We start from the raw sequence: 25,243 nt of genomic DNA, 5'->3' as shown, positions 1-25,243 counted from the left end.
CGTACCAATGCGGATCTGGATATGGCGTACCGTGCTCTTCGGATTCATTTTTTTAACCGGTTTCAGATTGCAGCTGGCTCTGGGTGGAGCTTTGGAAGATGGTAAGGTGGCCGCGATGCAGGGAGATTACTCTGCAGCCATCATGCATTGGAACAAGCTGATTATTCAGTCCGACAATCCCCAGCGTCTTGAAGCCTTGGTTCGTCGAGGGGAGGCCTGTCGTGCGTCGGGACAGTACCGGCAGGCTCGAGCCGACCTCAGTGAGGCCCAGGCCGCAGCCAAGCAGAGCGGTAACGCACCAATGGAAGCCGTTGCGACCCAAGCCTTGGGTTATGTCTATTTCCTGATGCATGACTTCATTGCAGCAGAGCGACTATTGCATGCCAGTCTTGAGCAGGCTATAAGGCTGGATCTTCCAGCGTTGGCGTCGGCCAGCGCCAACAACCTGGGCAGCGTTCTATCCAGCCAGGGAAGAATAGATGAGGCCATGGGATATTATGAACAGGCCTTGGCGTTGGCTCAGCAAGCTGGCGACCAGGGGTTGGTGGTGGCCACGCGCCGCAATCGGTCTCTGTTGCTCTCCGGCGAGGAAGCGTTGGCCGAATTGCGGGCGGCGAGAGAGGCAGCGTCCAGGGTGGCCTCACCCCATGAGCGAGCGGAGTTGTTACTCGGGATTGCCTTGGCGATCAAGCCGGACAACCCGGAGCCCTATTATCAGGTCCTGCATGAGTCCTCGAACATGGCTGAGGGTCTTGGTGACCTTCGGCTAAAGTCTCTCACTGCCGGGTATCTGGCCGTTTTGTACGAAAATCAGGGGCATTTCGTGAGGGCTCGCGCGCTCACAGAAAAGGCGATTCAGGTCGCCCAGGGCTTGGCTGCCCAGGATCTGTTGTTGCGCTGGGAGGGACAGTTGGGGCGGCTGATGCAGTCCCAAGGTGCTTCCATTGAGGCGATTGATGCCTATCGCCGCGCAATTTTTTATTTTCAGAGCATCCGTCAAGACATTTTATTTGACGGCCAAAATGGACACGCCTCTTTCTTTGCAGAGATCCTGGCTCCGATTTATTTTGACTTGGTCGATCTCCTTTTGCAACAGGTTGCCAAGGAGAGCGATGCAGAGAAGGAACAGGCACTGCTTCGCGAGGCCCGGGAAACGGTGGAGAAGATTAAGGTGTCCGAGTTGCGGGATTATTTTCGTGATCCGTGCATTGCGGCTAAAACCAGGGACATTGAAGCGCTTGCGCCCAACATAGCCGTACTTTACCCTATCACTCTCCCAAACCGGCTTGAGCTTCTGGTCAGTATTGGTCGCCATCTGTACCGTAATGTCAGCGAGGTTGATCGTGACAGGTTAGCGGACGTGACCATGAACCTGTCTCATCGGCTACGCAATGGGCTGTCCTTTGAATTTGAGGCTCAACAAATCTACCAGTGGCTGATCCAGCCTGTAATTCCTCTGCTTGAAAAACATGCGGTGGACACCCTGGTGTTTGTTCCCGACGGCCCGCTGCGGTTGCTGCCGGTTGCCGCGCTCACTGACAGTAAGCAGTACCTGGTCGAACGCTATGCCGTTGCCACAGCCCCCGCCCTTACCTTGCTTGACCCTTTGCCATCCCAGTGGGAAAGCATGCATTGTCTGCTCGCCGGACTGAGCCGTCCCGGTCCGGCCATAGGCAAGCTGCCTGAAGCAATGAAGCAAAGCCTTGTCCACAGCATGCCTCAGCGGAACGAGTACCAATGGCGAGGCTTGCCGATGATGGTTTCCGATCTACAGACACCGCCTAAGCTGCGCGAACGTGAAATTTCTCCAGACGAGGTAGCAGATAGGCTGGAACTGCCGGGTGTGAAGCAGGAAATCGCTCAGCTGTCTCAGCAGTTAAAGGCAAACGTGCTGATGGACGATGAGTTTCAGCTCAAACGCTTTGTTGGTGAGGTGGAAAATCACCCTTACCAAGTGGTGCATATCGCTTCTCACGGTTTTTTCGGTAGATCAGCCGAAGACAGCTTCATTCTCACCTACGACGACAAGCTAGGTATTAATGGCCTGGCGGGGCTGTTGACGCCTAAGAAACTTGCCGCAAACCCTGTAGAACTGCTGGTGCTGAGCGCATGTCAGACTGCGGAAGGCGATGACCGTACGCCTTTGGGGCTTAGTGGGGTGGCAGTGAAATCCGGCGCCCGTAGTGCGCTCGGTTCGCTATGGCCGGTATCCGACCAAGCCACCAGGAAGTTGCTGCCCGCCTTCTATGCACAACTCAGAAATCCCGGGGAGACCAAGGCCAAAGCTCTGCAGCAAGCTCAATTGGAGCTCCTCAAAAGCGATGAATTTGCACATCCAACCTTTTGGGCACCTTTTATTCTTATTGGGAGTTGGCTGTGAACCGGAGAAGGATTAGGGATATAAGGTTGGGCCGGTGTTTGCCATGCAAAAAAAACATGGGTTTTGGCGAGCAGGTATTCATAGAAGATGTGCCACATAGGTTTTCAAGATCCGGAGCATGCTTTGAAATTGTGATCGGTGCCGAGTCAGGCCGGAGATCGGATACAATGTTCTAATGAAACAGGAGGAATGACGGGAAATGGAGAAGTTGGTAAAACGGTTGCTGTCCAAAGTATCATTGCGCCATATCGTCAGTAAAGTGCGCCAAATAATTCCAACTTTGCAAGAATTTCGAGACCTCGGCGGCTGCTTCAAGCACCCTCGCGAAATTAGCCAATGGTGGAGCAGATTATCCACGGATCGCCGCCGTTTTTTCCTGAACTTGATGATTGGCCTTGGCATTCTGTTTTTATTGCAAATATTCCACAACGCACCCGTCCTAAGGGAAAGCGAGGACGCCGCCATGGACTGGGTCATGCGCATGCGGAAATGTACTGTATCCAATGAGCCGACTTTTCCTTTCGGGTGGATCGACATTGACGACGAGACCTATCGAGACTGGAAAGAACCATTGTATGTGCCTCGTGAAAAGCTTGCTAAACTTATAGAGTTCGCCGTTGAGAGCAGACCCAAGATGGTTGTCGTGGATGTCGATCTCGCCCAGCGCAGTGGCGATGAAACGCTCGAAAATCCGATCAAAGATGTATTGAAAAAAAAGTATGGAGACAAATGCCAATGCGAGCGCCCTTTCTCCGAAGGGTGCCCCCCCCCACTTATTTTGGTGGCATCTTTGCGCCCATCTAAAGAGGCGCTTTTGGAAAAACGGCTCTCAAATCTGGACGACCTGGTGGAGAAATCTGACCATATTTTCTGGGCTTCGCCCCTGTTTGACAAGGATTGGGATCAGAGTATTCGCCGCTGGCGGATGTGGGAACCCATATGGCCCAACAAGAAGGTCGATGCCGTGCCTACATCCCTGCCGTCGATTCAATTGCTGGCGGCCACCCTGCTGACGAGCGGTGAAGAAGAAATGGGTAAACTTCAACGCTGTCTCAATTCACTGGCTCTTAAAGGCCATAACACGATGGCTGGGCAACCGGTTAGTAACGATGAGAAGCCCTGCACCGTTACCCTGTGGAACCGGCAGGGAATGAAGTTGACCAGAAAGAAGCAGACGTTAAGCCTTTCCTGGGAGCGGTTAGGACGACGATTCCTCTATTCCATCCCATGGCAAGCAGAAGGTTCCTCCGGTATGACGATTCCGACTGTGAGAACAACCGAAGATCAGAAGCGGCTTCTGCTTACGCGGATTTCTGCCCTCCAAATGCGCAACAAACAAAGGCTAGCCGATCTTCAAGGGCGTGTGGTTTTCATTGGCGGAAGTTTCCGTGACGGCCGAGATATTTACCCTTCGCCCTTGGGCGAGATGCCGGGAGTGTTGATCCTTATTAATTCTCTAAACTCCCTGTTGCAGCAAAAAACACACTTACCGTACTTTTTTATAATAATCTTTATAAAAGAAATACTTTTGATCGTATTACTAACCATCGTCTTCAGTGTGTGGGACTCTTTTTGGGGCATGATCATCACCAACCTCACTATTATTGTTTCCCTGGTGCCGGTGAGCGTCTGGCTGTTCGGATACGGTTTTTGGCTGGATTTCGCATTGCCCCTGGCAGCCATACAGATTCACCAATTAGCTGCGGATTTCAATGAGGGTCGAGAGAGGCGCCGGACCAATTGCAATGCCAACTCGCCACCTCAAGGAGAAAACTTTGATAATTGATTGACCGGGTTAATGGGTCCAAAAGACACCTCGGTAGAGAAAAAAGCTTGAATTGGGCCTCTGAAGCCCACCATGGGAACTGATTAGGAGATGAACTCATGAAACGATTTTTTTTGTTTGTTGCAATTTTTTTGCTTAGCACTGCTGGCTTTGCTGGCTCGGAAGCAGATGGGCCTCCACAGGTGGGAATAGTAGAAAAGCTTAACGCGCCCTCTAACTGCTACCTTTTAATGCGTGAAAAGCATGGAGAAAGGCACGAAATAGAAATTGAAGTGCTTACTCCCCTGTACGAGAAGGACGTCTTATGGGTAAGGCGCCAACGCAAAGATTTAGAGAGTGAAGAAATCAGGATCACACTCCAATTGGCAGATGGCGTAAAGGTGCTAACCTTCAAAGACGGTCCATACCCATTGGAAGGTAAACCGCCTCATTCTATCCTCCGTAACTTCACCGAATACCTACATGACGTGATTGGCTCTTTATTCAAAGGATCAAATAACAATTACCACCAGGCCCAGTTAACTTCTCTCGCCGTCCGTGGACATGATGGGCATCTGTTTATGCCCCTCGTCGGTCGTTGCAAAGCTCTTCTGGCAGCGGGAGTCCGTGACCTGCATCTGGCATGGAAAGGAGGATGCCCTCCCTATGACTTACGCATCCGTGCCGAACGAACAAGAAAGCCCCTGGCAGAGATTGGCGACCTGCAAGAGGCGCATGTGCACTTGAAAGGACTGGCTTTGGAGACGGTTGACTATGTACTGGAGATTGAGGACAATAGTGGCCAGCATCTGATCCGGCACATTCAGGCTGTTCCTTTCAGCAAACTTCCGAAACTACCCAATCAGGCCTTTAGTGAAGCAAAGAGCAATTCTGAGATCCAGCTACGTGAGACAGTTTATGCCGCCTGGCTAATCAAGCAGGATCAGGTTTTATGGTCACTGGAGGCCTATCAACGGGTTGCAAACATTGCGCCCGAGTTCTATCCAGCCGAACTGCTGCGCCTTAGATTGGAAGGCAACCTCTAACATTGCTTAAGTTATGTTTGTGTCGCTTGAATTGAATACCGCATTCCACCAGGGCTTATCGATAGCGGTTGGCATCTGTACGCCGTTGATCACTCTGGATCAGCGGGGCATTTGAACAGAAACTTATGGTTTTGGGAAATCCACAATTTCAATCCATAGGCCTCATGAAAACATAGCTCATTTTCACCCAATATAACCAAATTTTTTCGTTGACTCATCAATTTTATTTTTAGGCCAGATTCTTGCTAAATTTTAGTTGGTTTTGAAAGGCGACCAATAAACATTTATTTCCCAGTCCACGATTCCTGCCAATTCAATTTTTTTACTAGACCACAATGATGGTATTTACCCTCACCCAAGCCCATTTCAAAACAGCATTCAATAACAGAAGTATTGCAGAGGTATCATTTCAAATTCTCGCTGAGTTTGAGCCTGATTCATATTGAATGACAGTCATAGGCAAATTTTCGGGCCTGTGATATATATTCGCCATGAAACGTATGATTGATATTTTTGGCCTGCCCCTGGATCAGTTGACCCGGATACTGCGAAATGATTACGGCAAGGGGCTGTTTCATGCCGAAGCCCTGTACCGGGAAGTGTTTAAAAACGGCGGGAAAGATATCGGCAATGCCCCGGGATTCAAAAACTCTTTAAAATTTTGGACTGAACTTGAAAAAACGCTTGCGCCGGTATCCGGCAAGGTGGAAGAGACATTCAAGGAAGATGAACTGGTCAAGTTCATCACCCGGCTTACTGACGGTCTGAAAATTGAATCCGTAATCATCCCCATGACCCGGCACAATACCCTTTGCGTCTCAAGCCAGGTGGGGTGCAAAATGGGGTGCAAATTCTGCCAGACCGCCCGCATGGGATTTAAGCGCAGTCTGTCAACATCTGAAATTGTGGGCCAGGTGTTTAATGCCCGGCATACACTGGGTCATGATATAAAAAATATTGTATTTATGGGCATGGGAGAGCCTTTTGACAATTTTGATGCGGTTATGACCGCTGTCAACGTGCTCAACAGCCAGAAAGGATGCGATATCGCCCTGCGCCACATGACCATCTCCACCTGCGGTGTGGTGCCGGGGATTGAGCGTCTGGCACAGATGAATCTGCCCAATATCCGCCTGGCAATTTCCATAAACGGGCCGGACGATGCCACCCGGTCCGCCCTGATGCCGGTGAACCGCCACTGGCCGTTGGCTAAGCTGAAAAAAAGCCTTGAGGCGTATCCTTTGCCCCCAAGGGGCGTCTTTCTTTTTGAATATATCCTGATCAAAGGGGTGAACGACTCAATGGAACATGCCCGGGCACTGGCCCGGTTTATCCATCCGTTGCCCGTGCGTTTGAATCTTATTCCCTACAACCCCGTAGCCGGTTTTGACCATCAAAGCCCCAGCGATGAACAGATGCATGACTTTGCCCGGACACTCACCGATAAAGGGGTGTTTGTGATCAAAAGATGGAGCAAGGGCAGGTCCGTCAGTGCCGGATGCGGCCAACTGGGAAAAATTTGATATGGGTTAAACGTGCTGAGCATCATATAAATTTGTTACCTAATCTGTTGCTTTTCCGTAACACTATTCTATATAATCATGCTGTCGACAAGGTCTAAACTTTATCATATAAGCTCACCTTCCATACCCCAATAAAAGGAGTTCGAAGGGATATGAACTACAGCGAGTCCAATTCCCAGGCCGGGGAATTTTTAAGACTGACCCTCGGCTTTTTAGCACAACACAACCTATCCGCGACCCCTGTGAATTATACTGTTTGGTATGAGTATGCGTCCGGGAAAAACCCAAAACTAAGACAAGCCATCGACCAGATGCTTAAAAAAAAGCTGCCTTTAAACAGCAATCATGTTGAAACCCTTTACCGAAAATTCATATCCGACGGCGACCGGGTGGTTATTTCACGTCTTTTAACCAAACTGAATCTGATGCTGCGGGAGATAACCAGCCATGTGGTGGAAACGGAAGGAGACCTCTCCGCCCATGGCCAGGCCCTTGACAGCCTTGCAGATCAGATAAAGGACGTCCACGATTTTGACAGCTTAAAAGAGATCATAGACCAAATGCTGGACACAACCAGAGCCATTATCCAATCTGGATCACGCCTGCAAACCCGGATGAAGGTTTCTTCAGAGGATTTAAAGCAGCTCCATAAAGAGCTTGAAATCTCCCAAAAGGAGGCCAGGACGGATTCTCTGACCGGACTGACCAACCGCAGGGGACTTGAAAAAAGATTGGAAATTGAACGCATCCGGGCCCGCCAAAACAACGCGCCTTTTTCCGTGATCATGCTGGATATTGACCATTTCAAAGCCGTGAATGATACCTTTGGCCACCTTGTGGGGGACAGCCTGCTTAAAGGGTTTGCCGATATACTTTCCGGACTGGTGCGCCGCAATGATCTGGCGGCTCGATATGGTGGAGAAGAGTTTTTGATTCTCCTGCCGGAAACAAATGTTGAGGGTGCGTATGCCGTTTCTGAAAAAATCAGAAATATTCTATTAAAAAAAGAGTGGACCATCAAGGATTCCGGTAAGCACATCGGGCAGATCAAGGCATCCATGGGGATTGCCCAGTATAAACTTGGCGAAACCAGAAATGAGGTGATCACCCGGGCCGATGAAGCCATGTACCATGCCAAGAGCACCGGCAGGGACCGTATTGTTATCCATTCAGACCTGACGGCATGTTGAATGCTTTAGGCCGTGTTCATGCTGCGGTCACCATCTGCGGCGTCTTTCTTTTAACCGGACAGGTCGCAGCCCGGGATACGGATTTTCAGATTCACCCCCCACCCCACCGGCACAGCCGGACAGAGCGTTCGAACAATGATCTTAAACAGCAGGCCATAGCGTCCGAAGGGGTATGTTGCAGCTACTACGGCCTGTGGGATTTTGCATCCCGGGGTACGCGGGTTCACCTGATGCCCAATCATCTCTACCGAAAAAGGCGAAACCGGTTTCACTGGGAGTGCCGGGGGGATCAGATCACCATCCACTGGGCCGATGGGGCTGTGGAAACCTGGCAGCGGCAGGAGAGAAACCGGCTGACCCGGACCAATGCATGGGGAGAAATTGACAAGGCTATCCGGCTCAAAGACTTTTTTGTCATGGATGGCCGGACCTACACGGCCTGTCCGGACTATGGCATGGATTTTCCGGACCAGAGGCCGGATATCCCCAGGACCGACCGGGTTAAAAAAATCTCCGGCAGCATGGGCTGTCAGTGGGGGCTTGCCCATGGATCGCTCAAACCCGGTCAACCCGCTAAATGGGAACTTGCCGCAACCCGAAGGGTCGTCCTGAAGTTCAAAGACCCATACAAAAAAGGAAAGCAGCGCTATTTTGTGCGGGCCTTTTTCGCCGACGGAGAACCTGCAGCACAGATTCGGGTGAGGCTGTCGGGTACACTGACTCTTGGTCCGGGCACTTACACCCTCGAAGTGGCGACGGACAGGCGCTATGCCCGGTGGCGGTGCGAATGGAAATAAGTTGCAAGCGGTATGCTGGATACGTTATCGTTGTAACTGCCCTATATCAGAAATTTATAACAAACACTGTTTTCAGCACCTGCACAAATGGAGGATAAAAATGATTGAGGAAGATCTATATTCGAATTTAGCTACCATTCCGATTACAATTGACTCATTTACCTGGCACTCTGCCGAACAATTTTTTCAAGCATCAAAATTCACTGACGAAGCGATCATTACGAAAATCAAAGAGTGCTCAAATCCATTTCTATGTGCTGCCATTGGCCAAACCCGGGAGTTCAAAATCCGAGATGATTGGGAAGAGATAAAAGTTTCCGTCATGGAGCGGGCCATACGTGCCCGATTTGATCAACATCCCGAGCTGGCGGACATACTTAAGCGTAGTAAAGGCACACTATATGATCATTCGGCAGCTGACGATTTCTGGGGTATCGGTGCCAATGTCACGGGTAAAATATTAATGAAAATCCGGGATGAGTTACAATCCACCACCTGATTGTATATTTACCCCAAAACTGCATCACACTTATCAATTAACAAAAATAAGGAGGCAGGAAAATGGATACAGCCGGATTGCTTGAACCATTTAAGGATAACAATAAACGGATCACCGTTTTAACCGGGGCCGGGATTTCCGCTGAAAGCGGAATTCCGACATTTCGGGGGCCTGAAGGGTATTGGACTGTGGGGTCCAGAGAGTACCGGCCCGAACAGATGGCCACCCACAGCATGTTTACCCAAAACCCCTGGGAAGTCTGGGCCTGGTACCTTTACCGGCATACCGTATGTAAAAATGCAGAACCCAATTCAGGCCACCACGCCATTGTCCGGATGGAAGAGCTGTTCCAAGACAGGTTTTGCCTGGTCACCCAGAATGTGGACGGTCTCCATTTGCGGGCCGGTAACAGTCCTGAGCGAACCTATCAAATCCACGGGAATCTTAATTATATGCGCTGTTCAGGAGAATGCACCCCAAAACTTTTTGATTTCCCAAAGGGCATACCGGACAAACAAAAAGACCAACCGGTCACTGAAGAAGAAAAAGAACTGCTGACCTGCTCCCGGTGCGGCAGCCTTACCCGCCCCCATGTCCTCTGGTTTGACGAATGTTACAACGAAACCTGGTACAAGGCCGAATCCGCCATGGCATGGGCGACCTCCACCGATCTTCTCCTGGTGGTGGGTACGGCCGGGGCCACCAACCTGCCCATGCAGATAGGCACGATGGTGGCCAGAAATCCAGAAGCGGTCATTGTGGACATCAACCCGAGCGATAATCCCTTCAGGCAATTTGCCGCCCGGCACGACCGGGGGATTGTCCTTGACGGGCCCGGGGGTCAATTTTTACCTGAACTGTTATCTCTCTGGGAAACATAAAACGTTTATGTTTCGTTGTGGGCTGAGCCTGGGTATTGATGGACCAGGTCAGCCCGTGGCTGTTATCCGAAGTTAAAGGTTTTGTGAAGAAGCTTGAGGGTGAAGGGATTAACGTTAAGACGGCCAAATTCTTCTCTGGAAAACCACCCGGCATCCAGGGCATCGTCTCCGGGGATGGGCTCTCCACGGATATAGCTTGCCGCAAGATCTACAATATAATAATGAAACCTGACCCGATCCTCGTCATCCCGATGAATGGATTCAAATGAAAACACGGGTTCCCCGGCCTTGACGACAATTCCGGTCTCCTCGAGAACCTCTCTCTCAGCCGCTGCTTTAAGGGTTTCTCCCAATTCCACACTGCCCCCCGGGATTGCCCAGACGCCCCTGGCCGGTGGATTGCCCCGTTTGACCAATAATACCCTGTTGTCTTTGAACACAACCGCGCCCACCGCAAGAGCGGGGTGGGCAGGATATTCCCTGGGGCTACCGTCAGGTGAAGATTTCATATTTTTTATCCTTTATAAGTGTATGCTTTACGGGCCAGGCCTTAAATAGTGTCCGACCTCAATCAAGACCTGGACCCGTCCCCGCATATGAAATCCAGCATGTGCCCGGCCAGTTTCCTGGGGCCTTCCAAATGGGGAACATGGCCATATTCCTCATAAATATGAACCCGTGCACTGGGAAGCAATTCTTTTACAAACGGTGCGGTTTCGCAAGGCAAAAGTGAATCATGGCGCCCCCAAAACAGCATGACCGGCATGGTGATATCTTTGCAAAGATGATTTAAAGAGGCCTGTTCCAAAGAAATTTTGCCGGACTTTATTGAATCCATGTCCACCAGTTCATCAAATATTTTGGCAAGCCACTTGCGGTCCCCCATGCCCTTTAAAATCATATACTCCTTGACACAGGCAGGAAGCGGCGGGCTTTTTTTGAAAAGTCTGGACTGTAACGTTTCAAAATCCCCGGGAGAATGTATATGGAAAATATTAGACCCGGCCAGGACTTCATCATAAATAGAGTGTTTACCGGGCAGGTAAAAACCGGCCGACCCCACCAAAGACAAGGTTTTGACTCTGGAAGGGAATTGGGCTGCAAGCTTTGCGGCAATGGCGCCCCCCATGGAACAGCCGGCAAGGTGGAAATTGTCCAGACCGGTTTGTTCAATAAACCGGTCCAGCCAATCAATATAATTATCCAAACTATAAACAAGGTCCGGGTCCATCCCGGAATCGCCAAATCCCGGCAAATCCGGTATGACAAGGTTCAACTTCTCTTTTAAAACTTCTGAAATAAAATAAAAGCTCTCTTTTCTGTCCCCGAAGCCATGGATCAGGACCAGGGTCTCCTTTGTGTCCGATTCGATTTTGGCCCACCTCATACGTGGCGGGCCCTGGTGAGAATGAAGATTCACCCCCAGACGCTTTCCGGTTTTTTTATAAAACGCCTCCACCATGGCTTCCCCGGCTTTGGCCTTGGCTCTAAACGTTAGGGATGGTTTAAATGTCATTATTTTCCTTTCATGTCCGTCATAAACCGGCTCAAAGCCTGGATATAGGATTTGGCGGACGCTGTGATGGTATCGTCATCCTCAGCCCTACCCACCCAGACCGGAGCTGCCAGATTATAGCTGAGCTCATGGCCGTTTCCGGTGAGTACAACCAATGCTTCCGCCGTTGAAGAGTGGGTCCGTCCACGGTTACTGGGCTCGTAAACCACAAGCTTGGGTTTTCTTTCACCAAGTCCCAGGACATCGTCAATGGCACTGAAGACCGCATTGATGGGACCGTTCTTGCCCATGAATGCCTCGCCGATCTTTTTTTCACCGTCAACGACCAGTACCACCTGGGCCTGACGGACAGTGGAATTGGCAAATTTGTTGAACGCGTAATCCACAAACTCGATATGGGCTTCGCCTGTGTACCTGAAATCGTCCCCGATCATACGCAGCTCCTTATCCCCATATGTAATATCCCGGGACTTAATCACGGGCATGACATGTTCCCGGACAAAACTCTTTTCAAATTCGAATCCCAGCTCTTCAAGCCTGGCCGTAACTCCGGTTACGCCGGTCAGCTTGGTGATCTGGTGGGTGTTGCCTGTCCAACCGATATCCTCGGGTGAGCAGGGCAGGTAAATATTTTCTCCAATGGCCTTGCCCTTTTTATCTCCGTCGGAATGGACCCCTGATCCGTGGCGCAGGGCATTAGGACCGACGCCCGGCGCATTGTAGGGGATGGGAATGCAGCTTTCTCTTTCAATAAACCTTGCCACGGCATTGGTTTTTTCAAGCTTAAAGGAGGTAAAAAACTTCCGGTTGTAAGACGGTTTCAATGAAAGATTCATGATCACCTGCTCCAACGGCGTATTGCCCGCCCTTTCCCCCAAAGAGTACCAGGAGCCTTCCACCTGCCGGATTCCCTCTTTAACGGCAGCAAGGGTATCTGCGACACTGACGCCGAAATCATTGTGGGCGTGGAAACTTAAGATTACGTCATCCGTGCCCTCCACAAGCATTTTAAAATATTGGATGGCTTCCTGGATTTCAATTTCAATTCCCTTGGCCACGGTATGGGGGATATTGATCACGTCTGCCCCAGCCTTAATCGCATGGCCATAAATTTTAGAGATATACTCCTGCAGAAAATTATATTTCGGATTCAGGGACTGGGACAAGGCCAGGATGGTGTTCTGGGCCGAAAATTCCACCCGGCCTTTACCGCCCATCAACTCCTTTGCATAGGCGACTGCCCGGGAGGCTTTTTCAATCTGCTCATTGGGATCTGCCTTATATGCCCGGATGGATGCTTCATCGATGTTCAGGGTGAACACGTGGATGGTGGGGTTGGAATTATTTTCCAGGGCCTGCCATGTCCGCTTGATATTTTCAAGATCCATGGTGGTCAGTCCGCAGATATGGGGACCTTCCACCGTATCGGCAATCTGTTTTACCGTATCGAATTCCAGGGGGGTGGAACTGGGAAAGCCCACCTCTATGGTGCTGACCCCCGTGTCTGAGAGAAACCGGGCAATTTTAAATTTTGAATCCCCTTTAAAGGTTACCCCGCCCTGCTCCCCATCCCGCAGGGTGGTGTCGAATATTTCCACTTCCTGCCTGATCTCGCCCGGAATCTGAGTTTGTTCCAGTACCCATGCACCGCTTTCATTTTTTTTGATCGCCATGTTCTTCCCCTTTATTATGTTCGGATAAAATAAAAAAAGCCGCTATCTGCCCGGCAGGGGCTGATAACGGCTTTTGCTTTCGCTTATGAATATTATGCCACTAAGAACCCCATCGCCCGGAGGTGTTAAGAACCACCTCCTCGATAAGAAATAGGACTAGTAGTAGGCTAATAAAATTCATCATTAATTATTCACTTTAATTAAAGTTAATTTATTATATATAAATTAACTTTAGTCAATAAAAAAATGACAATCTATTACGTGCATGACGGATTAAAGATCTGTTTTTTTTAGAATGGAATACCTTCATCATCCAAATCATCATCAGGGTCAAAAGGCATCATCTCGTTCATTAAATCAAAAAAGACCCCCAGTGATTGACATAAATTTTTTATAATCCGGCTATGGGCCTCCTTTTCATTGAGATCTTTTGTTTTGGACATTGTTTTTAATTCAGCAGCCAGCTCTTTTGTCAAACCAGTCATAATTACATCAGGATCCATTAATTTCTCCTCCAAATTTTGGTCATTAAAATTTTTTTATTCCATACACTTGCTTTTGGTTTATCAATCCACATTCAACACAACGGAAAAACAGCTGAACGCGGCCCAGACAGGATCACCCACGCCAAGACCCAGCCAGTGGGCGCCCTGTGTTGACACCAGGGCGCATAATGTTGTTCCGTCTTTGATGCGCACGATATATTCCGTATTGATCAGGCCGGCATTGATCTGCTCGATCATGCCGGAAAACCGGTTCTCGGCAGTGCATTCCGGCTCTTTTTCTCCGCGGTACAAAATCACCATGGGGGCTTTGACCTCTGCCATAATCAGTCTTGACTCTTTTAATGAAAGCCGTTCCACGCTGCTGTTGGTGATCATAGCCTCAATGGTGTCGCCTCCGGCGGTTATCAATGTAACCCGGGTCTGGATATCCCCTTTTTGAAGCGCCTGGATTTTACCGAAAAATGAGTTTCTGGCACTGGTTTTACGCGATGCTTCCCTTTCGATGAACAGTTTTGTGACCTGGGCAATGTCATCTTTGGAAAAAGAGACATAAGCACTGGTCAGGTTCATGGTTGAATGGCCCAGCATGGTCTGTACGGCCGGCATGGGCATGTTGCGCTGCATCAACTCTACTGCTCTTGCCTTCCGGATCATTTCCGGGCCACCAAGCTTCTTGGGAAAGCCTAACGCCTGGGCCCGCTCGTAAAATTTGCGCCGGACAAACCCGGGATCAACATTAAATTGCTTTTCCAGAAACCGCCTGAATGACGGATCGTTAAGCATTTGTTCAAGTTCAGACGCAAGAGTGGTGGAGATCCTGACGGTTCTCGGTTCTGTCCGGGTATCGGGATCACCATTTCCCAGATCCACCAACTGCCGATCGAAATCAATCCGTTTAAGCGGATCAAGGGCCAGAACTTCATTTAACTTTGCACCTGTGTACCGGATCAATAAAAAGATGACCAGGATACGGCGGCGGGATAATTGAATATCTGCCCGGGGCGATTCCGTTGCCCATGTCCTGAAAGCTTGTTCCAGACGGTCGAGCTGGATCGAATCCAGGCAATGGTCTGTTTCCGGCATTGAAACAATGCGTCCCTGGTCCATGCCGCCCTGGGAGGGCGGCATGGGGCGCGGTAACGGGGACTCAGCCGTTTTTTTTTGATTCATTTATACTCTCTTTTATTCACAACTATTGATTCTAACTCATTTTTTATAACACAGGTGAGTGTAAAAACGGGCGTTTTTTCTTGACAAGCGATTACAATATTTATAAACTAACACGAAAATAGTTTTTATCGTGTTAAAGATAAGGATAAAAAGTCATCAAAAGGGGGCAAAATGGTTTTTCATACTGCAGGTATTGAAGTACAACCCTGGATTCCGCCGTTAGTGGCGTTCGGGATTTCCTTTTTCACCTCCATGGGCGGTATCTCCGGGGCCTTTCTCCTGTTGCCGTTTCAAATGTCGTTTCTGGGGTATGTCAATCCTTCGGTCAGTGCAACCAATCAATTGTTCAATATTGTTGCTATCCCCAGTGGTGTATACCGGTATTACCGGGAGGGACGAATGGTATGGCCCCTGACCTGGGTAGTGATTTTGGGTACCCTTCCGGGTGTATTTATAGGGGCTTTTCTGCGGGTGGCATATCTGCCGGATCCGGCCCGGTTTAAACTGTTTGCATCTACTGTTCTGTTTTATATCGGGGTTAAAATGATAAAGGACTTAATGAAAAGAAGAAATCCAGATGCCCGGCTTCCCACTACCAGAAAAGTGATAGTTCAGGACATGGATGGCGGCCATCTCTCCCGGCCGGCAGATTCGGACGATTATTTTTCAACCGGTGTAATGAATCCGACTGCCTCCCGATTTAATGTGAAACGGCTCCGCTACATCGTTGACGGCCAGGCGTTTGACATATCGTTTTGGGGTATCTTCAGCCTTAGTTTCATCGTGGGCATTATAGGAGGCGTGTATGGTATCGGCGGGGGCTCCATCATTGCCCCGTTTTTTGTAACATTTTTCAGGCTTCCGGTTCACACCGTGGCAGGTGCCACACTCATGGGAACCTTTGTCACCTCAATCGCCGGGGTTGCCTTTTACCAGCTGATCGCACCATTTTTCCCGGACATGTCCGTGGCCCCGGACTGGGGCTTGGGTCTCTTGTTCGGGTTTGGCGGAATGGGCGGGATGTACCTGGGCGCGTACTGCCAGAAATATGTTTCTGCCAACCTGATCAAATGGATGCTCACAGGTATTATTCTCTTTACCGCAATTCGATATGCGGCTGCGTTTTTAGGCTTTTAAATCCTGCCGAAATCATGTTTCTGTTCTATAATCCTCCCTGAACGGAAGGAGGATGAGGAATAAAGGGAGGGGGAATTTATTATTGCTTCTTTTTTTCAGATTTCCCAACAAGATCTTTCCACTTGGACGGGACCTCTTGGTTTTCAAGCATCTTCAGGAAAACATTATACACATCTGTTTTGCTCCCAGCTTTCCTTAGCGTAAATTCATTATTCATCCAAATCATTATCACGGATTTGTCAGAACTCTGAAATCTAAAAAAAGCTCTATATCTGTCAGGCATCCCTTCTTTAATTCTTTTATAATGGCTAAATTTTTTACCCAAAGTTTTCCCAAGGTTGAACTGGGGGTCTAAGGGGTTTGAAAGAACTCTATTTCTTATGGCATGGGTTACTTTGGCAAGAAGCTTCGTTTTTGGATGCTCTTTATAGTTGTCTGGATCAATATCTCTAAGATGAGAAACGTCTTTGACCAACGCTTTTATTTGTTCATCAAAAACTTTAAAATAGAATAGTTCCCAAGAATCAGACATTAATCTATAGCAACTCCTTCAATTAAGTCGTCGATAAGGGACTCTGTTTCAGGGTCTGGCTTCACAATCAGGTCAGGGTGTTTGTGAAGCATATCTTCGACATCCGTAAGTGTTTTTTCGAGCCAGTAACTATCGTCTTCGTAAAAGTCTTTCGGATCGTCGTATTTAACGTTTAATCTATCAAGCTTTTCTTTGAATTTATCATAGTTTTCATCAAGACCAAGAAAAAATGATATATCCAAAAGCGCCTTTAATACACTTGGATTCGCTTTTTCTTGTTCGTGTGCCTTAAGGTAATATACATAGGCATCTTTTAAAAGCCCTTGATGATATAAAGAAAAGCCATAATTCTTTAACGAACTAAAGCTTTCACCTGAGCATTTAATGGCGTTTTTATGATATCTATGCATGTTTTCGATATTTCCTTTCATGCATGCAATGATACCTAAGATAGTATATGCCCCTTCTGGGGTTTCCTGCTTAAGTTTTTCGGCCTCTTTTTCAATCTGTGCAAGCCTGAATTGATGTATATCAGGATCGTAAGAGCTGCCCAAAATATTTAATTCTTCTACTATGGATGCACATTTTGAGGCGGGCTTTGGTATCATTTTGTCACCTTTCGATTATAATCAGGAGACGGTTAAAGCATGGATATCATCTGATGTCAATATAAGGGTGAAACATGAAAATAGCAAGATACTTTAAACTATCGCTTTTGGCTCATGTTGCGTTTCGGGGTCTTATTTTTAATATAAACCATATCTATTTAAAATGATAAACAATATTTACGTTTTCTTCATATCGCAAGACTGGAATATTCTGCCTTATATTTCAGATAGTTAGCCTTGTCCACTTCTAAAAAGGCCCTGAAATGCAACATGAGCCATAAATTTTGTCTATTGGGAATAATATATTATAAAATTGATTTTCTGAAAGCCTGCCAAATCAGGATTATTGGAAATTGACCTGCTTGCTGTCTGGATGGCAAGGGAGAACTTCAACAACTGGACTTTGATTTTACAGGAGATTGCCCAGTGGAATTTACACTGTTTCCGGCGAATTGAGAAGCAACGAAAAATGAAAGGAACCTCTGCTCGAATTTAATTAATCAGTTCCAAAAGTTCTTTTTCGGAAATCCCGGCATCTGAAAGGCCTTTATGCCCGAGAACCGCTTTTCCCATGGCCTGTTTTTTGGCTTGAAGCCGGCCGATATTTTCCTCCACCGAGTTTCTGGTGATGAACCGGTACACCGTTACCGGATTTTCCTGGCCAATTCTGTGGCTTCTATCCACGGCCTGGTTTTCCACGGCCGGGTTCCACCAGGGGTCCAGAAGAAAAACGTATCCGGCCTCGGTCAGGTTCAGCCCCAGGCCTCCGGCTTTCAGTGAAATGAGAAAGGCACAGGAATCAGGACTTTTCTTAAATCCCCGGATCTGATCCTGCCGCTTTTTTGTGCGCCCATACAGGGTAAAGCGTTTAATTCCGTGGGCCCCAAACATCTGATCCACCAGGTCCAGAAGGGCCACAAATTGTGAAAAAATCAGTATTTTATAACCGCTTTGAATAATTTCCCGGGCGGTTTCCAGGACCAGTTCAAATTTTTGGCTTGATTTCTCCGGTCGGAACCCAGACCCCGGATCTGTTCCGGTCACCAGTGCAGGATGGCAGGACGCCTGTCTCAGCCTGAGAAGCAGGGTTAATATCTGCATGGTCCGGGACTCACCCCTTTTCTGATTGTCTGTCAGCTTGCGTTTCCCTGCATTGAGGATATCATCGTAGCAGGCTTTTTGTTCTTTGCTGAAACCGCAGTAAAGGGTAATTTCGGTTTTGGGCGGCAGCTCTTTGCAAACCTGTTTTTTCATTCTTCTCAGGATAAAGGGAGCCGTAAGAATTTTCAGCCGGCTCAAGGCGTCCTGATCCTGTCCGGCATAGGTTTTTTGAAATACCGTCTTATCCCCCAGAAAGCCGGGCATGAGAAAATCAAACTGGCTCCATAGGTCCAGGGGCCGATTTTCAATGGGCGTGCCGGTTAAAGATAATCTGTTTGCCGCTTTTAACCTTTTTACGGATTTGGATATCTGTGACTTGGGGTTCTTTATGGCTTGGGCCTCGTCCAGGACAAGCATATCCCATAAGATCCGGGTTAAATGTTCTTCATCCTGCCGGACCAGGCCATAGGATGTGATCACAAGATCCGCATCGCAAAGGTTGGACAGCAATTTGTCCCGGGACGCACCGGCATACACCAGCACTCTTAAATCCGGGGCAAACCGTTTGGCCTCGGATTCCCAGTTCCACATTAAAATTTTAGGAACAATCACCAGGCTTGTGTGGGTGCCCCCGGACTGCTCTTTAACCTCCAGGAGAAAGGTTAAGACCTGCACGGTTTTGCCCAGTCCCATGTCATCGGCAAGGATACCGCAAAATCCAAACCCGGCAAGCCCCCGAAGCCAGGCAAATCCGGTCTTCTGGTAGGGCCGAAGTTCCGCTTTCAAGGTTTTGGGCACCTTTACCGGCTGGTCTGAGGCACATCTGTTTTTCAAAAACGCAAGATACCGCTTAAAGGCCTGATCCCGGACCACGTTCTCCTTGTTGTCAAGAAACCGGGCAATAAAGGAAAGATCATATTTGCCAAACCGGACGTCCTCATCCCTGAAGTCCCCGCGAAGCTCAAGCTGTTCAAAATCCCGGGCCAGACCCGTTGGGATAAACCCTTTTAATCCCCCGGGAAGGTCAAACCAGGGCTGTCCACAAAGACAGGCGTCCAGAATATTTTCCATACCGGTTTGTTTTCCCTGGTAACAGACGTTGCCTCCCACAAGGATCTCCGCCTCCTTTGTTCTGATATCCCAGGCGACCTTAATGTCCAGTACCAGGCTGCAGCCTGCTACTTTGAGAACACCCCCCTGCTTTTGGGCATGGAGAAGGATCTTTTCCCTGTTTCTTTCCGGAATGAAACAATCTTTGGGGGCATGGGATTCGAATACCGCGCCATGGCGTTTAAGCATGTCACGGTATTTTATTTCTTCGTCAAAATCTCTGTGCAGTTCAAGGTTGGTTTTATGGTTCAGCAAAACCTGCCGTGTGTCTGTCATGGATAAAAGGCCGATGCCTTTGTATTCAAACCCCAAATCCGCATGTTTTAAATCTGGATCAAAATCCAATACCGGCGTGAACTCGGCATGGCGGTCCATTTTTTTAGTCCTGCCCGGAATATTTAAGGAAAGTTTGCCGGCATAGCGGCTCAACCCTGCCAAAGTTTCGTCCAGTTCATCATAGGGAATGGTTTTTCCCCGGACCAGATCTTTGATCACGCCTACCGGCAAGCCCTTGGGTAATTCATAGACCCGGGTACCGGATATGATTCTGACAGGATTCGATGGGGTTCCATAACACGGTGCAGGTATTTTATGTCCCTCCAGGGTAAGAACAGCATCAAAGGCCTTTCCCGAGTCCTTGAATACAATTTCAGGGATCATTTTTTTAACATACTGAAACCGGAGCAGCCGTCCGTCTTTGCTGCACAACAGATTTTTGGCATTGCACCGGTCCAGGAAGGCCTTAAGATCGTATGGTGAAATTCTGAAAAGGGTATATTCCTGATCCGGGGAAAAGAACCGTGCTTCCATTTGTCGGAAATCGGTTTCGGATTTAAAGGCCATGGAAAAAAGTGTGTTGTCCAAAATCTTAAGTCCCGGGCGGTGAAGGTCCCGGGCCGTATACACTTTTTGCGGACCTGCAGGCATCCAGGAGTTTCCTTCTTTTCGCCGTTCCTCAATCCGCACGGTTAATGCGTTGTTTTTCACCGAACGACTTTCTTCATAGATAAAGACTATCCCCTGCAATTTGGCACTACCTTTCATTATACTGGTGTTTTTCCCGGGTCACATTTTTTTAAATATTAAAGATGAACGATCATGTCGTTCCAGTTTGAACCGATGATTTGCCTGAATCGCATGTTCAACGGTTGGTATGTCCATGTGGTGGTCATTGAACCATAAAATAGCATCCGGTTTCATCACACGGTATAATTCATCCATTACTTTTTGAGCATTTATGAGTTCATGGAACACGTCATGCAGAATAACAATGTCAATAATCTTGTCCGGGAGGCCGGTGTAACAGTCGGTTAATATAGGTGTAACGTTTTTCAATTTCCGCTTGGCTGCTTTGCGCCGGGTCATCTCAATGGCTACCGGAAATTGGTCAACCGCATAGACTGTTCCCGTTTCGCCGACCTGAAGGGATGCTGCAATGCTGAAACTACCCGGACCGCATCCGTAATCCAATACAGACATCCCCCTTTTTAAGCCTGCACCCTTTAACTTTTTTATTGGCGGTGTAAATGCATCACGCAGTGAAAACCAAAAACACATTAGATAAAAAGAACATATATCCATGATATTACTCCTGTTCCTGTGAAGTTAAACGATATTGTGATGAATCAAAAGAAATTCAGCGTCATTAATGACATCAAAATAATGGTCGTGCAGTGCCTTGAAACGCAAAGCCTCTCCCGGACCTAACTCAAAGACCTGGCCTCCCACCATCGCTTTTAACTTGCCGGAGAGAACCACGCAAATTTCGGCCGTATTTTCGTGATGTTTAGGATCGGCTTCCTTTCTGGCACCTTGTGGTGCTTTCATGTGATAAATTTCAAAATTAGGGAACCAAATATGGGTTCCGGCAGCCTCTTTCTTTTTGAATTTTTCCGTATGACCAATCTCACATTTAGTCACTTCTGCCAGTCTTACAAGCTCATTTGCGGGGAGTTGAAAGGCCTTGCTTAAGGCGTCTATTGTCTCAATGGTCGGGTTACCGCCACCGGTTTCAAGATTTGCAACCGTCACACGGGTCAAGTTGGCACGCTTGGCAAGCTCGTCAGCCGTAATGCCAAGTTTCATGCGCAGGGTACGTATTACCGAAAAGTCAAATTTACCCATTTGAATTTATTCCTGTTAAAGTATTAATGGCATCATTACGTATAGTAAATACCGGCCCACTGTGTAAATTAAGATTTACAAAAAGTATTTTATATTTTATATCTTGTCAAGAGCCCAATTGACCGTTCATGTTTAAGGGATGTTTTTTATAGTCGATTGGGAGTGGAGCGTTATAAATTAATTTCAGGTATAAATACGAATGGGTATAGCTTCTGATATTGCAATTATTGTTGTGGCCGGTTTAATTGGCGGGCTTATTGCCCAGCGGTTAAAGCAGCCTTTAATCCTGGGGTACATTCTGGTCGGCGTCATGGTGGGCCCGTTTACCGGTGGTGTTACAATTTCCAATATCCACGATATCGAGTTGTTGGCAGAAATTGGTGTTGCGCTTTTGCTGTTTGCTCTGGGACTGGAATTTTCACTCAAAGAGCTGAAGCCTGTGGCCCGGATTGCTTTGATCGGTACCCCGATACAGATGCTGCTTTCAATTTTCCTGGGCTTTGGCATCGGTAAAATATTTAACTGGCCATTTAATGATTCGCTTTGGTTTGGGGGGCTTATTGCCCTGTCCAGTACCATGGTGATTCTAAAAACACTGATGAGCCAGGGACGAATGGGTACCCTTTCAAGCAGGGTCATGATCGGCATGTTGATTGTTCAGGATCTGGCGGTTGTTCCCTTAATGATTATCCTGCCGAAATTGAATCAGCTGGAAGCAGGTTTACCCGCGCTTGGCTGGGCTGCGGTCAAGGCGGTGACATTTCTGTTTCTGATGATTTTTATCGGCACACGACTCATTCCAAAACTGCTGGCCTATATTGCCAGACACAATTCAAGGGAGCTGTTCCTGCTGGCAATCACCGCAATTGGCCTGGGCGTGGGATATGGTACCTATTTATTTGGGTTGTCCTTTGCGTTTGGTGCGTTTGTTGCCGGCATGGTGCTCAGCGAATCCGATTATGGACACCAGGCATTAAGCGATATTATTCCGCTGAGGGATATCTTTGGTTTGCTTTTCTTTGTGTCGGTGGGCATGCTTCTGGATCCGGTCTTTTTGATTAAAAACTGGAAAACAATCCTGATTGTTGTTTTATTTGTATCCGCAGGCAAGGGGCTTATTTTCAGCGCATTAAGCCGCGTATTCGGTTATGGCAACGTCATACCGCTGGCATTGGGGTTGAGCATGTTCCAGGTGGGAGAGTTTTCATTTGTTTTGGCCCGGGTCGGTATCAGCACCCAATCCATATCCAACGATCTCTATTCCCTGACACTGGCAACCGCAATTGTAACCATGCTATTGACACCGCTTATTTCGGGACTGACCGCACCATTGTACGGATTGCGAAAGCGAATGTTTAAAAAAGAACCGGTACAGACCATCAATTTACCAGACACAGGCTTACACAACCATGTGGTCATTGCAGGCGGGGGGCGGATCGGATTTCAAATAGGTCAAGTACTCCAGCGCCTGGACCAGGCCTTTGTCATTATTGAGCTTGATTACCGGCGGGTGAGCCAGGTCAAAAGCAAGGGATTTCCGGTGATTTACGGGGATGTCACCCGGGATGTCGTTCTGGAGGCCGGTAAGGTACAAGAGGCCAATCTTGTACTCATTACCACACCCAGGATTGATGTAACCGGCGCCGCCTGTCACCAGATTCGCCTTTTAAACCCCACGGTGAATATTGTGGCAAGGGCCGAAGGCGTAGAGCAGATGCAGGCCCTGCATGACCAGGACATACAGGAAGTGGTTCAGCCGGAATTTGAAGCCGGCCTGCAATTCACTCGCCAGGCCCTGCTCTATTTAAATATCCCGGCCACGGATATCCAAAAATATACCGATGCCTTTCGCAGGGAGTTGTATGCCCCGCTTTTCAAAATTTCCAAGAGGAGTCAAACCCTGTCACAACTCCAAAAAGCATGTGACCTCTTGGAGTTTAACTGGATAAAAATAGTGGCCGACAGTCCTGTGATCGGCCAGACAATCAAAGAGTTGGATCTTCGCACCAAGACCGGGATATCAATAGTTGGCGTGATGCATGACGGCGAGTTGCAACCCAACCCGGGTGCGGATTATCAGTTGAAAGCGAGTGAATTAATTGCCGTCATGGGCAATGCCGAGCAACTGGCGGATTTCCAGAGGCTGATTTCTCCGCCACAATAACGCCCGGCAATGACCTTGTTCCGGACTGTGAGACACCTTGGATGATAACGCGTTCAGCGGCCTTGTGTTTTCACATCCTGGATTTCGCAGGCATATCAAAGGACCCGGCAATGTGCTGGAACAGGCAGGATTTTGCCTTATCGTCCGGGCCGTTGCCGGAATAAAGCGTGATGCAGACATACGGCAGTACCGGCAGGGTTTCGAGGAAAAGATGGTGCCATTGACGGCAAAACAAAAAGATTAATCGCAATGACTGCAGCTACTGTGCATGGATGCAAAGCGTGTATTCTTTATCAAGCTGACGAAGCCTTGAGACTTGGCGCCACCGTAAATGAAATATTGGAATGTGTAGGGGTTGCTGTTAGCCTTGGCGGAACCATGGCTGAAGGAGAATCATCCAGATTAATAAAGTTCTTGGAAGAAAAAGGTCTTATTTAAATTTGATGGCGTCGTAAAAAGTCTCCGTCTACTGCGTTATGGTACCCGACCAGATGCTCGATATACTACATGTATGCCTTTGCCCCTGGCCGGACCCTATGCCTTGTAGACGAAGATTTTTACTTAGCCATCGGTTGGCCTTTTTACGGGTTCATCAATTATTGGTTACGAGTCGTTAGAATATTCCAGAATGTCACCGGGTTGACAATCCAAATGACGGCATATTGCGTCAAGGGTAGAGAATCTAATGGCTTTGGCTTTACCTGTTTTCAGGATGGACAGATTTTGCGCTGTGATGCCTATCTTTTCGGCCAGGGTATTGGAGTTGATTTTACGCCGGGCCATCATAACATCCAAATTGATACGAATAGTCAAATCAATTCCCCCTCTATACCGTAAGACTTTGTTCTTGCTGTAACCGGCACCCTTCCTGCATCACCCTGGCGATGGTCATCAGAATATATCCCAGGATAAACAACGTGATATCCTTATCGGTTATGCCAAAGGTAATCATATGTTTCCCTGGGGGATGATGAAGGGTCAAGACAACACTTAAGAGGCTATTGGTGATGATACCTGTCACGCCAAGCACAAGAATCGTTCCGGACAGACGTTTGAGGCAGGCGACGTTTTCAGATTGAAAAATTTTGCCGCACTGATACAGCCGGAATAATTGAATCAGTGTTGTAATGCCGTAAATCATTATGCTGACCGGGATCATGGTGACGGCCAGGCCGGCCAGCCGAATGGGAAGCGGCAAAGGAAGTTGGACAAAATCGGGCAAGATCTCCTGAGTCATCCAAGGCAGCTTGTTTATGAACAGCCAGATCAAACAAGTGGCCAGGGGAATCACCCCGCGCCAGATGTAAAGGGTCCATATAATTCTCCGGCTGGATTTCCGGATTAAGTCTATGTTCTTATTTGTGTCGGTGGTGTGATTCGTTTTCATGGTGATTGTCTCCCTTTTTATATTTAGTCCGCAGTCGTTCCTTTCTACTACTCTAAAAACCGAAAAGCAATAAAAAATTATCGATAAACAATAAAATTTTACTGCGCTACATTAAATATCATAAAAATCGAAAC

At 48.1% G+C, this 25,243-nt stretch carries 24 protein-coding genes; 12 read left to right on the top strand and 12 right to left on the bottom strand.

Annotated elements, in window-relative coordinates; translation table 11 throughout:
- Positions 1-7 precede the first annotated feature (7 nt).
- From B147_RS0108275 to B147_RS0108240, 8 genes are all read left to right on the top strand, one after another.
- Positions 8-2,380: a CHAT domain-containing protein gene (locus B147_RS0108275; protein ID WP_020586744.1), complete on the top strand. Its 2,373-nt coding sequence runs from the start codon at positions 8-10 to the stop codon at positions 2,378-2,380.
- Between the two features lie 199 nt (positions 2,381-2,579).
- Complete coding sequence (locus tag B147_RS0108270; RefSeq protein ID WP_020586743.1) at positions 2,580-4,166, top strand: CHASE2 domain-containing protein; 1,587 nt, start codon at positions 2,580-2,582, stop codon at positions 4,164-4,166.
- Positions 4,167-4,264: 98 nt separating this feature from the next.
- The gene (locus B147_RS0108265) at positions 4,265-5,191 is read left to right on the top strand and encodes a hypothetical protein (RefSeq protein WP_020586742.1); all 927 of its coding nucleotides are present in this window, start codon (positions 4,265-4,267) and stop codon (positions 5,189-5,191) included.
- A gap of 491 nt (positions 5,192-5,682) precedes the next feature.
- Positions 5,683-6,714: a dual-specificity RNA methyltransferase RlmN gene (rlmN, locus tag B147_RS0108260; RefSeq protein WP_157237825.1), complete on the top strand. Its 1,032-nt coding sequence runs from the start codon at positions 5,683-5,685 to the stop codon at positions 6,712-6,714.
- A gap of 152 nt (positions 6,715-6,866) precedes the next feature.
- Positions 6,867-7,904, top strand: a complete 1,038-nt coding sequence (locus B147_RS0108255; protein ID WP_020586740.1) for a GGDEF domain-containing protein — start codon at positions 6,867-6,869, stop codon at positions 7,902-7,904.
- On the top strand, positions 7,898-8,701 hold the full coding sequence (locus B147_RS0108250; RefSeq protein WP_020586739.1) for a hypothetical protein: 804 nt from the start codon (positions 7,898-7,900) through the stop codon (positions 8,699-8,701). Before B147_RS0108255 ends, B147_RS0108250 begins: the two co-directional genes overlap by 7 nt.
- 100 nt (positions 8,702-8,801) lie before the next feature.
- Positions 8,802-9,200, top strand: a complete 399-nt coding sequence (locus B147_RS0108245; protein ID WP_020586738.1) for a riboflavin biosynthesis intermediates N-glycosidase — start codon at positions 8,802-8,804, stop codon at positions 9,198-9,200.
- A 62-nt stretch (positions 9,201-9,262) separates the two neighbouring features.
- A complete protein-coding gene (locus tag B147_RS0108240; protein WP_020586737.1) occupies positions 9,263-10,081 on the top strand; it encodes an SIR2 family NAD-dependent protein deacylase in 819 nt (272 codons plus the stop codon).
- Between the two features lie 62 nt (positions 10,082-10,143).
- Here the strand turns inward: B147_RS0108240 and B147_RS0108235 are convergent, their stop codons facing one another.
- The 5 genes from B147_RS0108235 to B147_RS0108215 form a co-directional block, all read right to left on the bottom strand.
- Positions 10,144-10,590, bottom strand: a complete 447-nt coding sequence (locus tag B147_RS0108235; RefSeq protein ID WP_020586736.1) for an NUDIX hydrolase — start codon at positions 10,588-10,590, stop codon at positions 10,144-10,146.
- 62 nt (positions 10,591-10,652) lie between these two features.
- The gene (locus B147_RS0108230; RefSeq protein ID WP_020586735.1) at positions 10,653-11,597 is read right to left on the bottom strand and encodes an alpha/beta fold hydrolase; all 945 of its coding nucleotides are present in this window, start codon (positions 11,595-11,597) and stop codon (positions 10,653-10,655) included.
- On the bottom strand, positions 11,597-13,270 hold the full coding sequence (locus B147_RS0108225) for an alpha-isopropylmalate synthase regulatory domain-containing protein (protein WP_020586734.1): 1,674 nt from the start codon (positions 13,268-13,270) through the stop codon (positions 11,597-11,599). The genes B147_RS0108230 and B147_RS0108225 overlap by 1 nt, the downstream gene beginning before the upstream one ends.
- A 290-nt stretch (positions 13,271-13,560) precedes the next feature.
- Positions 13,561-13,773, bottom strand: a complete 213-nt coding sequence (locus B147_RS0108220; protein WP_020586733.1) for a hypothetical protein — start codon at positions 13,771-13,773, stop codon at positions 13,561-13,563.
- Between the two features lie 63 nt (positions 13,774-13,836).
- A complete protein-coding gene (locus tag B147_RS0108215) occupies positions 13,837-14,946 on the bottom strand; it encodes a TOBE domain-containing protein (protein ID WP_020586732.1) in 1,110 nt (369 codons plus the stop codon).
- Positions 14,947-15,117: 171 nt separating this feature from the next.
- On the opposite strand from B147_RS0108215, the gene B147_RS0108210 reads away from it, so the two are divergent.
- Positions 15,118-16,083: a sulfite exporter TauE/SafE family protein gene (locus tag B147_RS0108210; protein ID WP_020586731.1), complete on the top strand. Its 966-nt coding sequence runs from the start codon at positions 15,118-15,120 to the stop codon at positions 16,081-16,083.
- A 79-nt stretch (positions 16,084-16,162) separates the two neighbouring features.
- Here B147_RS0108210 and B147_RS0108205 read toward each other — a convergent pair whose 3' ends face one another.
- The 5 genes from B147_RS0108205 to B147_RS0108180 all read right to left on the bottom strand — a co-directional run bounded on the left by B147_RS0108205 (position 16,163) and on the right by B147_RS0108180 (position 21,558).
- On the bottom strand, positions 16,163-16,615 hold the full coding sequence (locus B147_RS0108205; protein ID WP_020586730.1) for a type II toxin-antitoxin system YhaV family toxin: 453 nt from the start codon (positions 16,613-16,615) through the stop codon (positions 16,163-16,165).
- Entirely contained in the window at positions 16,615-17,223 is a 609-nt protein-coding gene (locus B147_RS0108200; protein ID WP_020586729.1) for a hypothetical protein, read from the bottom strand. Before B147_RS0108200 ends, B147_RS0108205 begins: the two co-directional genes overlap by 1 nt.
- 492 nt (positions 17,224-17,715) lie before the next feature.
- Positions 17,716-20,478 carry a DEAD/DEAH box helicase gene (locus B147_RS30195; protein ID WP_020586727.1) on the bottom strand — a complete coding sequence of 921 codons (2,763 nt, stop codon included), beginning with the start codon at positions 20,476-20,478 and terminating at the stop codon, positions 17,716-17,718.
- A gap of 21 nt (positions 20,479-20,499) precedes the next feature.
- Positions 20,500-21,015 carry a class I SAM-dependent methyltransferase gene (locus B147_RS27880; RefSeq protein ID WP_020586726.1) on the bottom strand — a complete coding sequence of 172 codons (516 nt, stop codon included), beginning with the start codon at positions 21,013-21,015 and terminating at the stop codon, positions 20,500-20,502.
- 24 nt (positions 21,016-21,039) lie between these two features.
- The gene (locus B147_RS0108180; protein ID WP_020586725.1) at positions 21,040-21,558 is read right to left on the bottom strand and encodes an XRE family transcriptional regulator; all 519 of its coding nucleotides are present in this window, start codon (positions 21,556-21,558) and stop codon (positions 21,040-21,042) included.
- A 199-nt stretch (positions 21,559-21,757) separates the two neighbouring features.
- Between B147_RS0108180 and B147_RS0108175 the strand changes: the two genes are divergently transcribed.
- From B147_RS0108175 to B147_RS27875, 3 genes are read left to right on the top strand one after another with little or no spacing between them, the layout of a single operon-like run.
- Positions 21,758-23,722 carry a monovalent cation:proton antiporter family protein gene (locus tag B147_RS0108175; RefSeq protein WP_020586724.1) on the top strand — a complete coding sequence of 655 codons (1,965 nt, stop codon included), beginning with the start codon at positions 21,758-21,760 and terminating at the stop codon, positions 23,720-23,722.
- Positions 23,723-23,759: 37 nt separating this feature from the next.
- Positions 23,760-23,966 (top strand): hypothetical protein, encoded by a 207-nt coding sequence (locus B147_RS0108170; RefSeq protein WP_020586723.1) that lies wholly within the window; start codon positions 23,760-23,762, stop codon positions 23,964-23,966.
- 5 nt (positions 23,967-23,971) lie between these two features.
- Positions 23,972-24,160, top strand: a complete 189-nt coding sequence (locus B147_RS27875; protein ID WP_020586722.1) for a carboxymuconolactone decarboxylase family protein — start codon at positions 23,972-23,974, stop codon at positions 24,158-24,160.
- A gap of 165 nt (positions 24,161-24,325) precedes the next feature.
- On the opposite strand, the gene B147_RS0108160 is transcribed toward B147_RS27875, so the two are convergent.
- Complete coding sequence (locus B147_RS0108160; RefSeq protein WP_026259573.1) at positions 24,326-24,535, bottom strand: helix-turn-helix domain-containing protein; 210 nt, start codon at positions 24,533-24,535, stop codon at positions 24,326-24,328.
- A 13-nt stretch (positions 24,536-24,548) separates the two neighbouring features.
- Positions 24,549-25,109, bottom strand: a complete 561-nt coding sequence (locus tag B147_RS0108155) for a DUF2975 domain-containing protein (protein ID WP_020586720.1) — start codon at positions 25,107-25,109, stop codon at positions 24,549-24,551.
- Between the last annotated feature and the right edge of the window lie 134 nt (positions 25,110-25,243).

It is taken from the genome of Desulfobacter curvatus DSM 3379 (assembly GCF_000373985.1).
Lineage (GTDB): Bacteria > Desulfobacterota > Desulfobacteria > Desulfobacterales > Desulfobacteraceae > Desulfobacter > Desulfobacter curvatus.
This window is presented reverse-complemented; position numbering and strand designations above follow the sequence as displayed.

What these genes read in the sequence shown, in the direction of transcription:
- B147_RS0108275 (WP_020586744.1), top strand. Translation starts at nt 8, where the DNA reads ATGCGGATCTGGATATGGCGTACCGTGCTCTTCGGATTCATTTTTTTA.
- B147_RS0108270 (WP_020586743.1), top strand. Translation starts at nt 2,580, where the DNA reads ATGGAGAAGTTGGTAAAACGGTTGCTGTCCAAAGTATCATTGCGCCAT.
- B147_RS0108265 (WP_020586742.1), top strand. Translation starts at nt 4,265, where the DNA reads ATGAAACGATTTTTTTTGTTTGTTGCAATTTTTTTGCTTAGCACTGCT.
- rlmN (WP_157237825.1), top strand. Translation starts at nt 5,683, where the DNA reads ATGAAACGTATGATTGATATTTTTGGCCTGCCCCTGGATCAGTTGACC.
- B147_RS0108255 (WP_020586740.1), top strand. Translation starts at nt 6,867, where the DNA reads ATGAACTACAGCGAGTCCAATTCCCAGGCCGGGGAATTTTTAAGACTG.
- B147_RS0108250 (WP_020586739.1), top strand. Translation starts at nt 7,898, where the DNA reads ATGTTGAATGCTTTAGGCCGTGTTCATGCTGCGGTCACCATCTGCGGC.
- B147_RS0108245 (WP_020586738.1), top strand. Translation starts at nt 8,802, where the DNA reads ATGATTGAGGAAGATCTATATTCGAATTTAGCTACCATTCCGATTACA.
- B147_RS0108240 (WP_020586737.1), top strand. Translation starts at nt 9,263, where the DNA reads ATGGATACAGCCGGATTGCTTGAACCATTTAAGGATAACAATAAACGG.
- B147_RS0108235 (WP_020586736.1), bottom strand. Translation starts at nt 10,590, where the DNA reads ATGAAATCTTCACCTGACGGTAGCCCCAGGGAATATCCTGCCCACCCC.
- B147_RS0108230 (WP_020586735.1), bottom strand. Translation starts at nt 11,597, where the DNA reads ATGACATTTAAACCATCCCTAACGTTTAGAGCCAAGGCCAAAGCCGGG.
- B147_RS0108225 (WP_020586734.1), bottom strand. Translation starts at nt 13,270, where the DNA reads ATGGCGATCAAAAAAAATGAAAGCGGTGCATGGGTACTGGAACAAACT.
- B147_RS0108220 (WP_020586733.1), bottom strand. Translation starts at nt 13,773, where the DNA reads ATGGATCCTGATGTAATTATGACTGGTTTGACAAAAGAGCTGGCTGCT.
- B147_RS0108215 (WP_020586732.1), bottom strand. Translation starts at nt 14,946, where the DNA reads ATGAATCAAAAAAAAACGGCTGAGTCCCCGTTACCGCGCCCCATGCCG.
- B147_RS0108210 (WP_020586731.1), top strand. Translation starts at nt 15,118, where the DNA reads ATGGTTTTTCATACTGCAGGTATTGAAGTACAACCCTGGATTCCGCCG.
- B147_RS0108205 (WP_020586730.1), bottom strand. Translation starts at nt 16,615, where the DNA reads ATGTCTGATTCTTGGGAACTATTCTATTTTAAAGTTTTTGATGAACAA.
- B147_RS0108200 (WP_020586729.1), bottom strand. Translation starts at nt 17,223, where the DNA reads ATGATACCAAAGCCCGCCTCAAAATGTGCATCCATAGTAGAAGAATTA.
- B147_RS30195 (WP_020586727.1), bottom strand. Translation starts at nt 20,478, where the DNA reads ATGAAAGGTAGTGCCAAATTGCAGGGGATAGTCTTTATCTATGAAGAA.
- B147_RS27880 (WP_020586726.1), bottom strand. Translation starts at nt 21,015, where the DNA reads ATGGATATATGTTCTTTTTATCTAATGTGTTTTTGGTTTTCACTGCGT.
- B147_RS0108180 (WP_020586725.1), bottom strand. Translation starts at nt 21,558, where the DNA reads ATGGGTAAATTTGACTTTTCGGTAATACGTACCCTGCGCATGAAACTT.
- B147_RS0108175 (WP_020586724.1), top strand. Translation starts at nt 21,758, where the DNA reads ATGGGTATAGCTTCTGATATTGCAATTATTGTTGTGGCCGGTTTAATT.
- B147_RS27875 (WP_020586722.1), top strand. Translation starts at nt 23,972, where the DNA reads ATGACTGCAGCTACTGTGCATGGATGCAAAGCGTGTATTCTTTATCAA.
- B147_RS0108155 (WP_020586720.1), bottom strand. Translation starts at nt 25,109, where the DNA reads ATGAAAACGAATCACACCACCGACACAAATAAGAACATAGACTTAATC.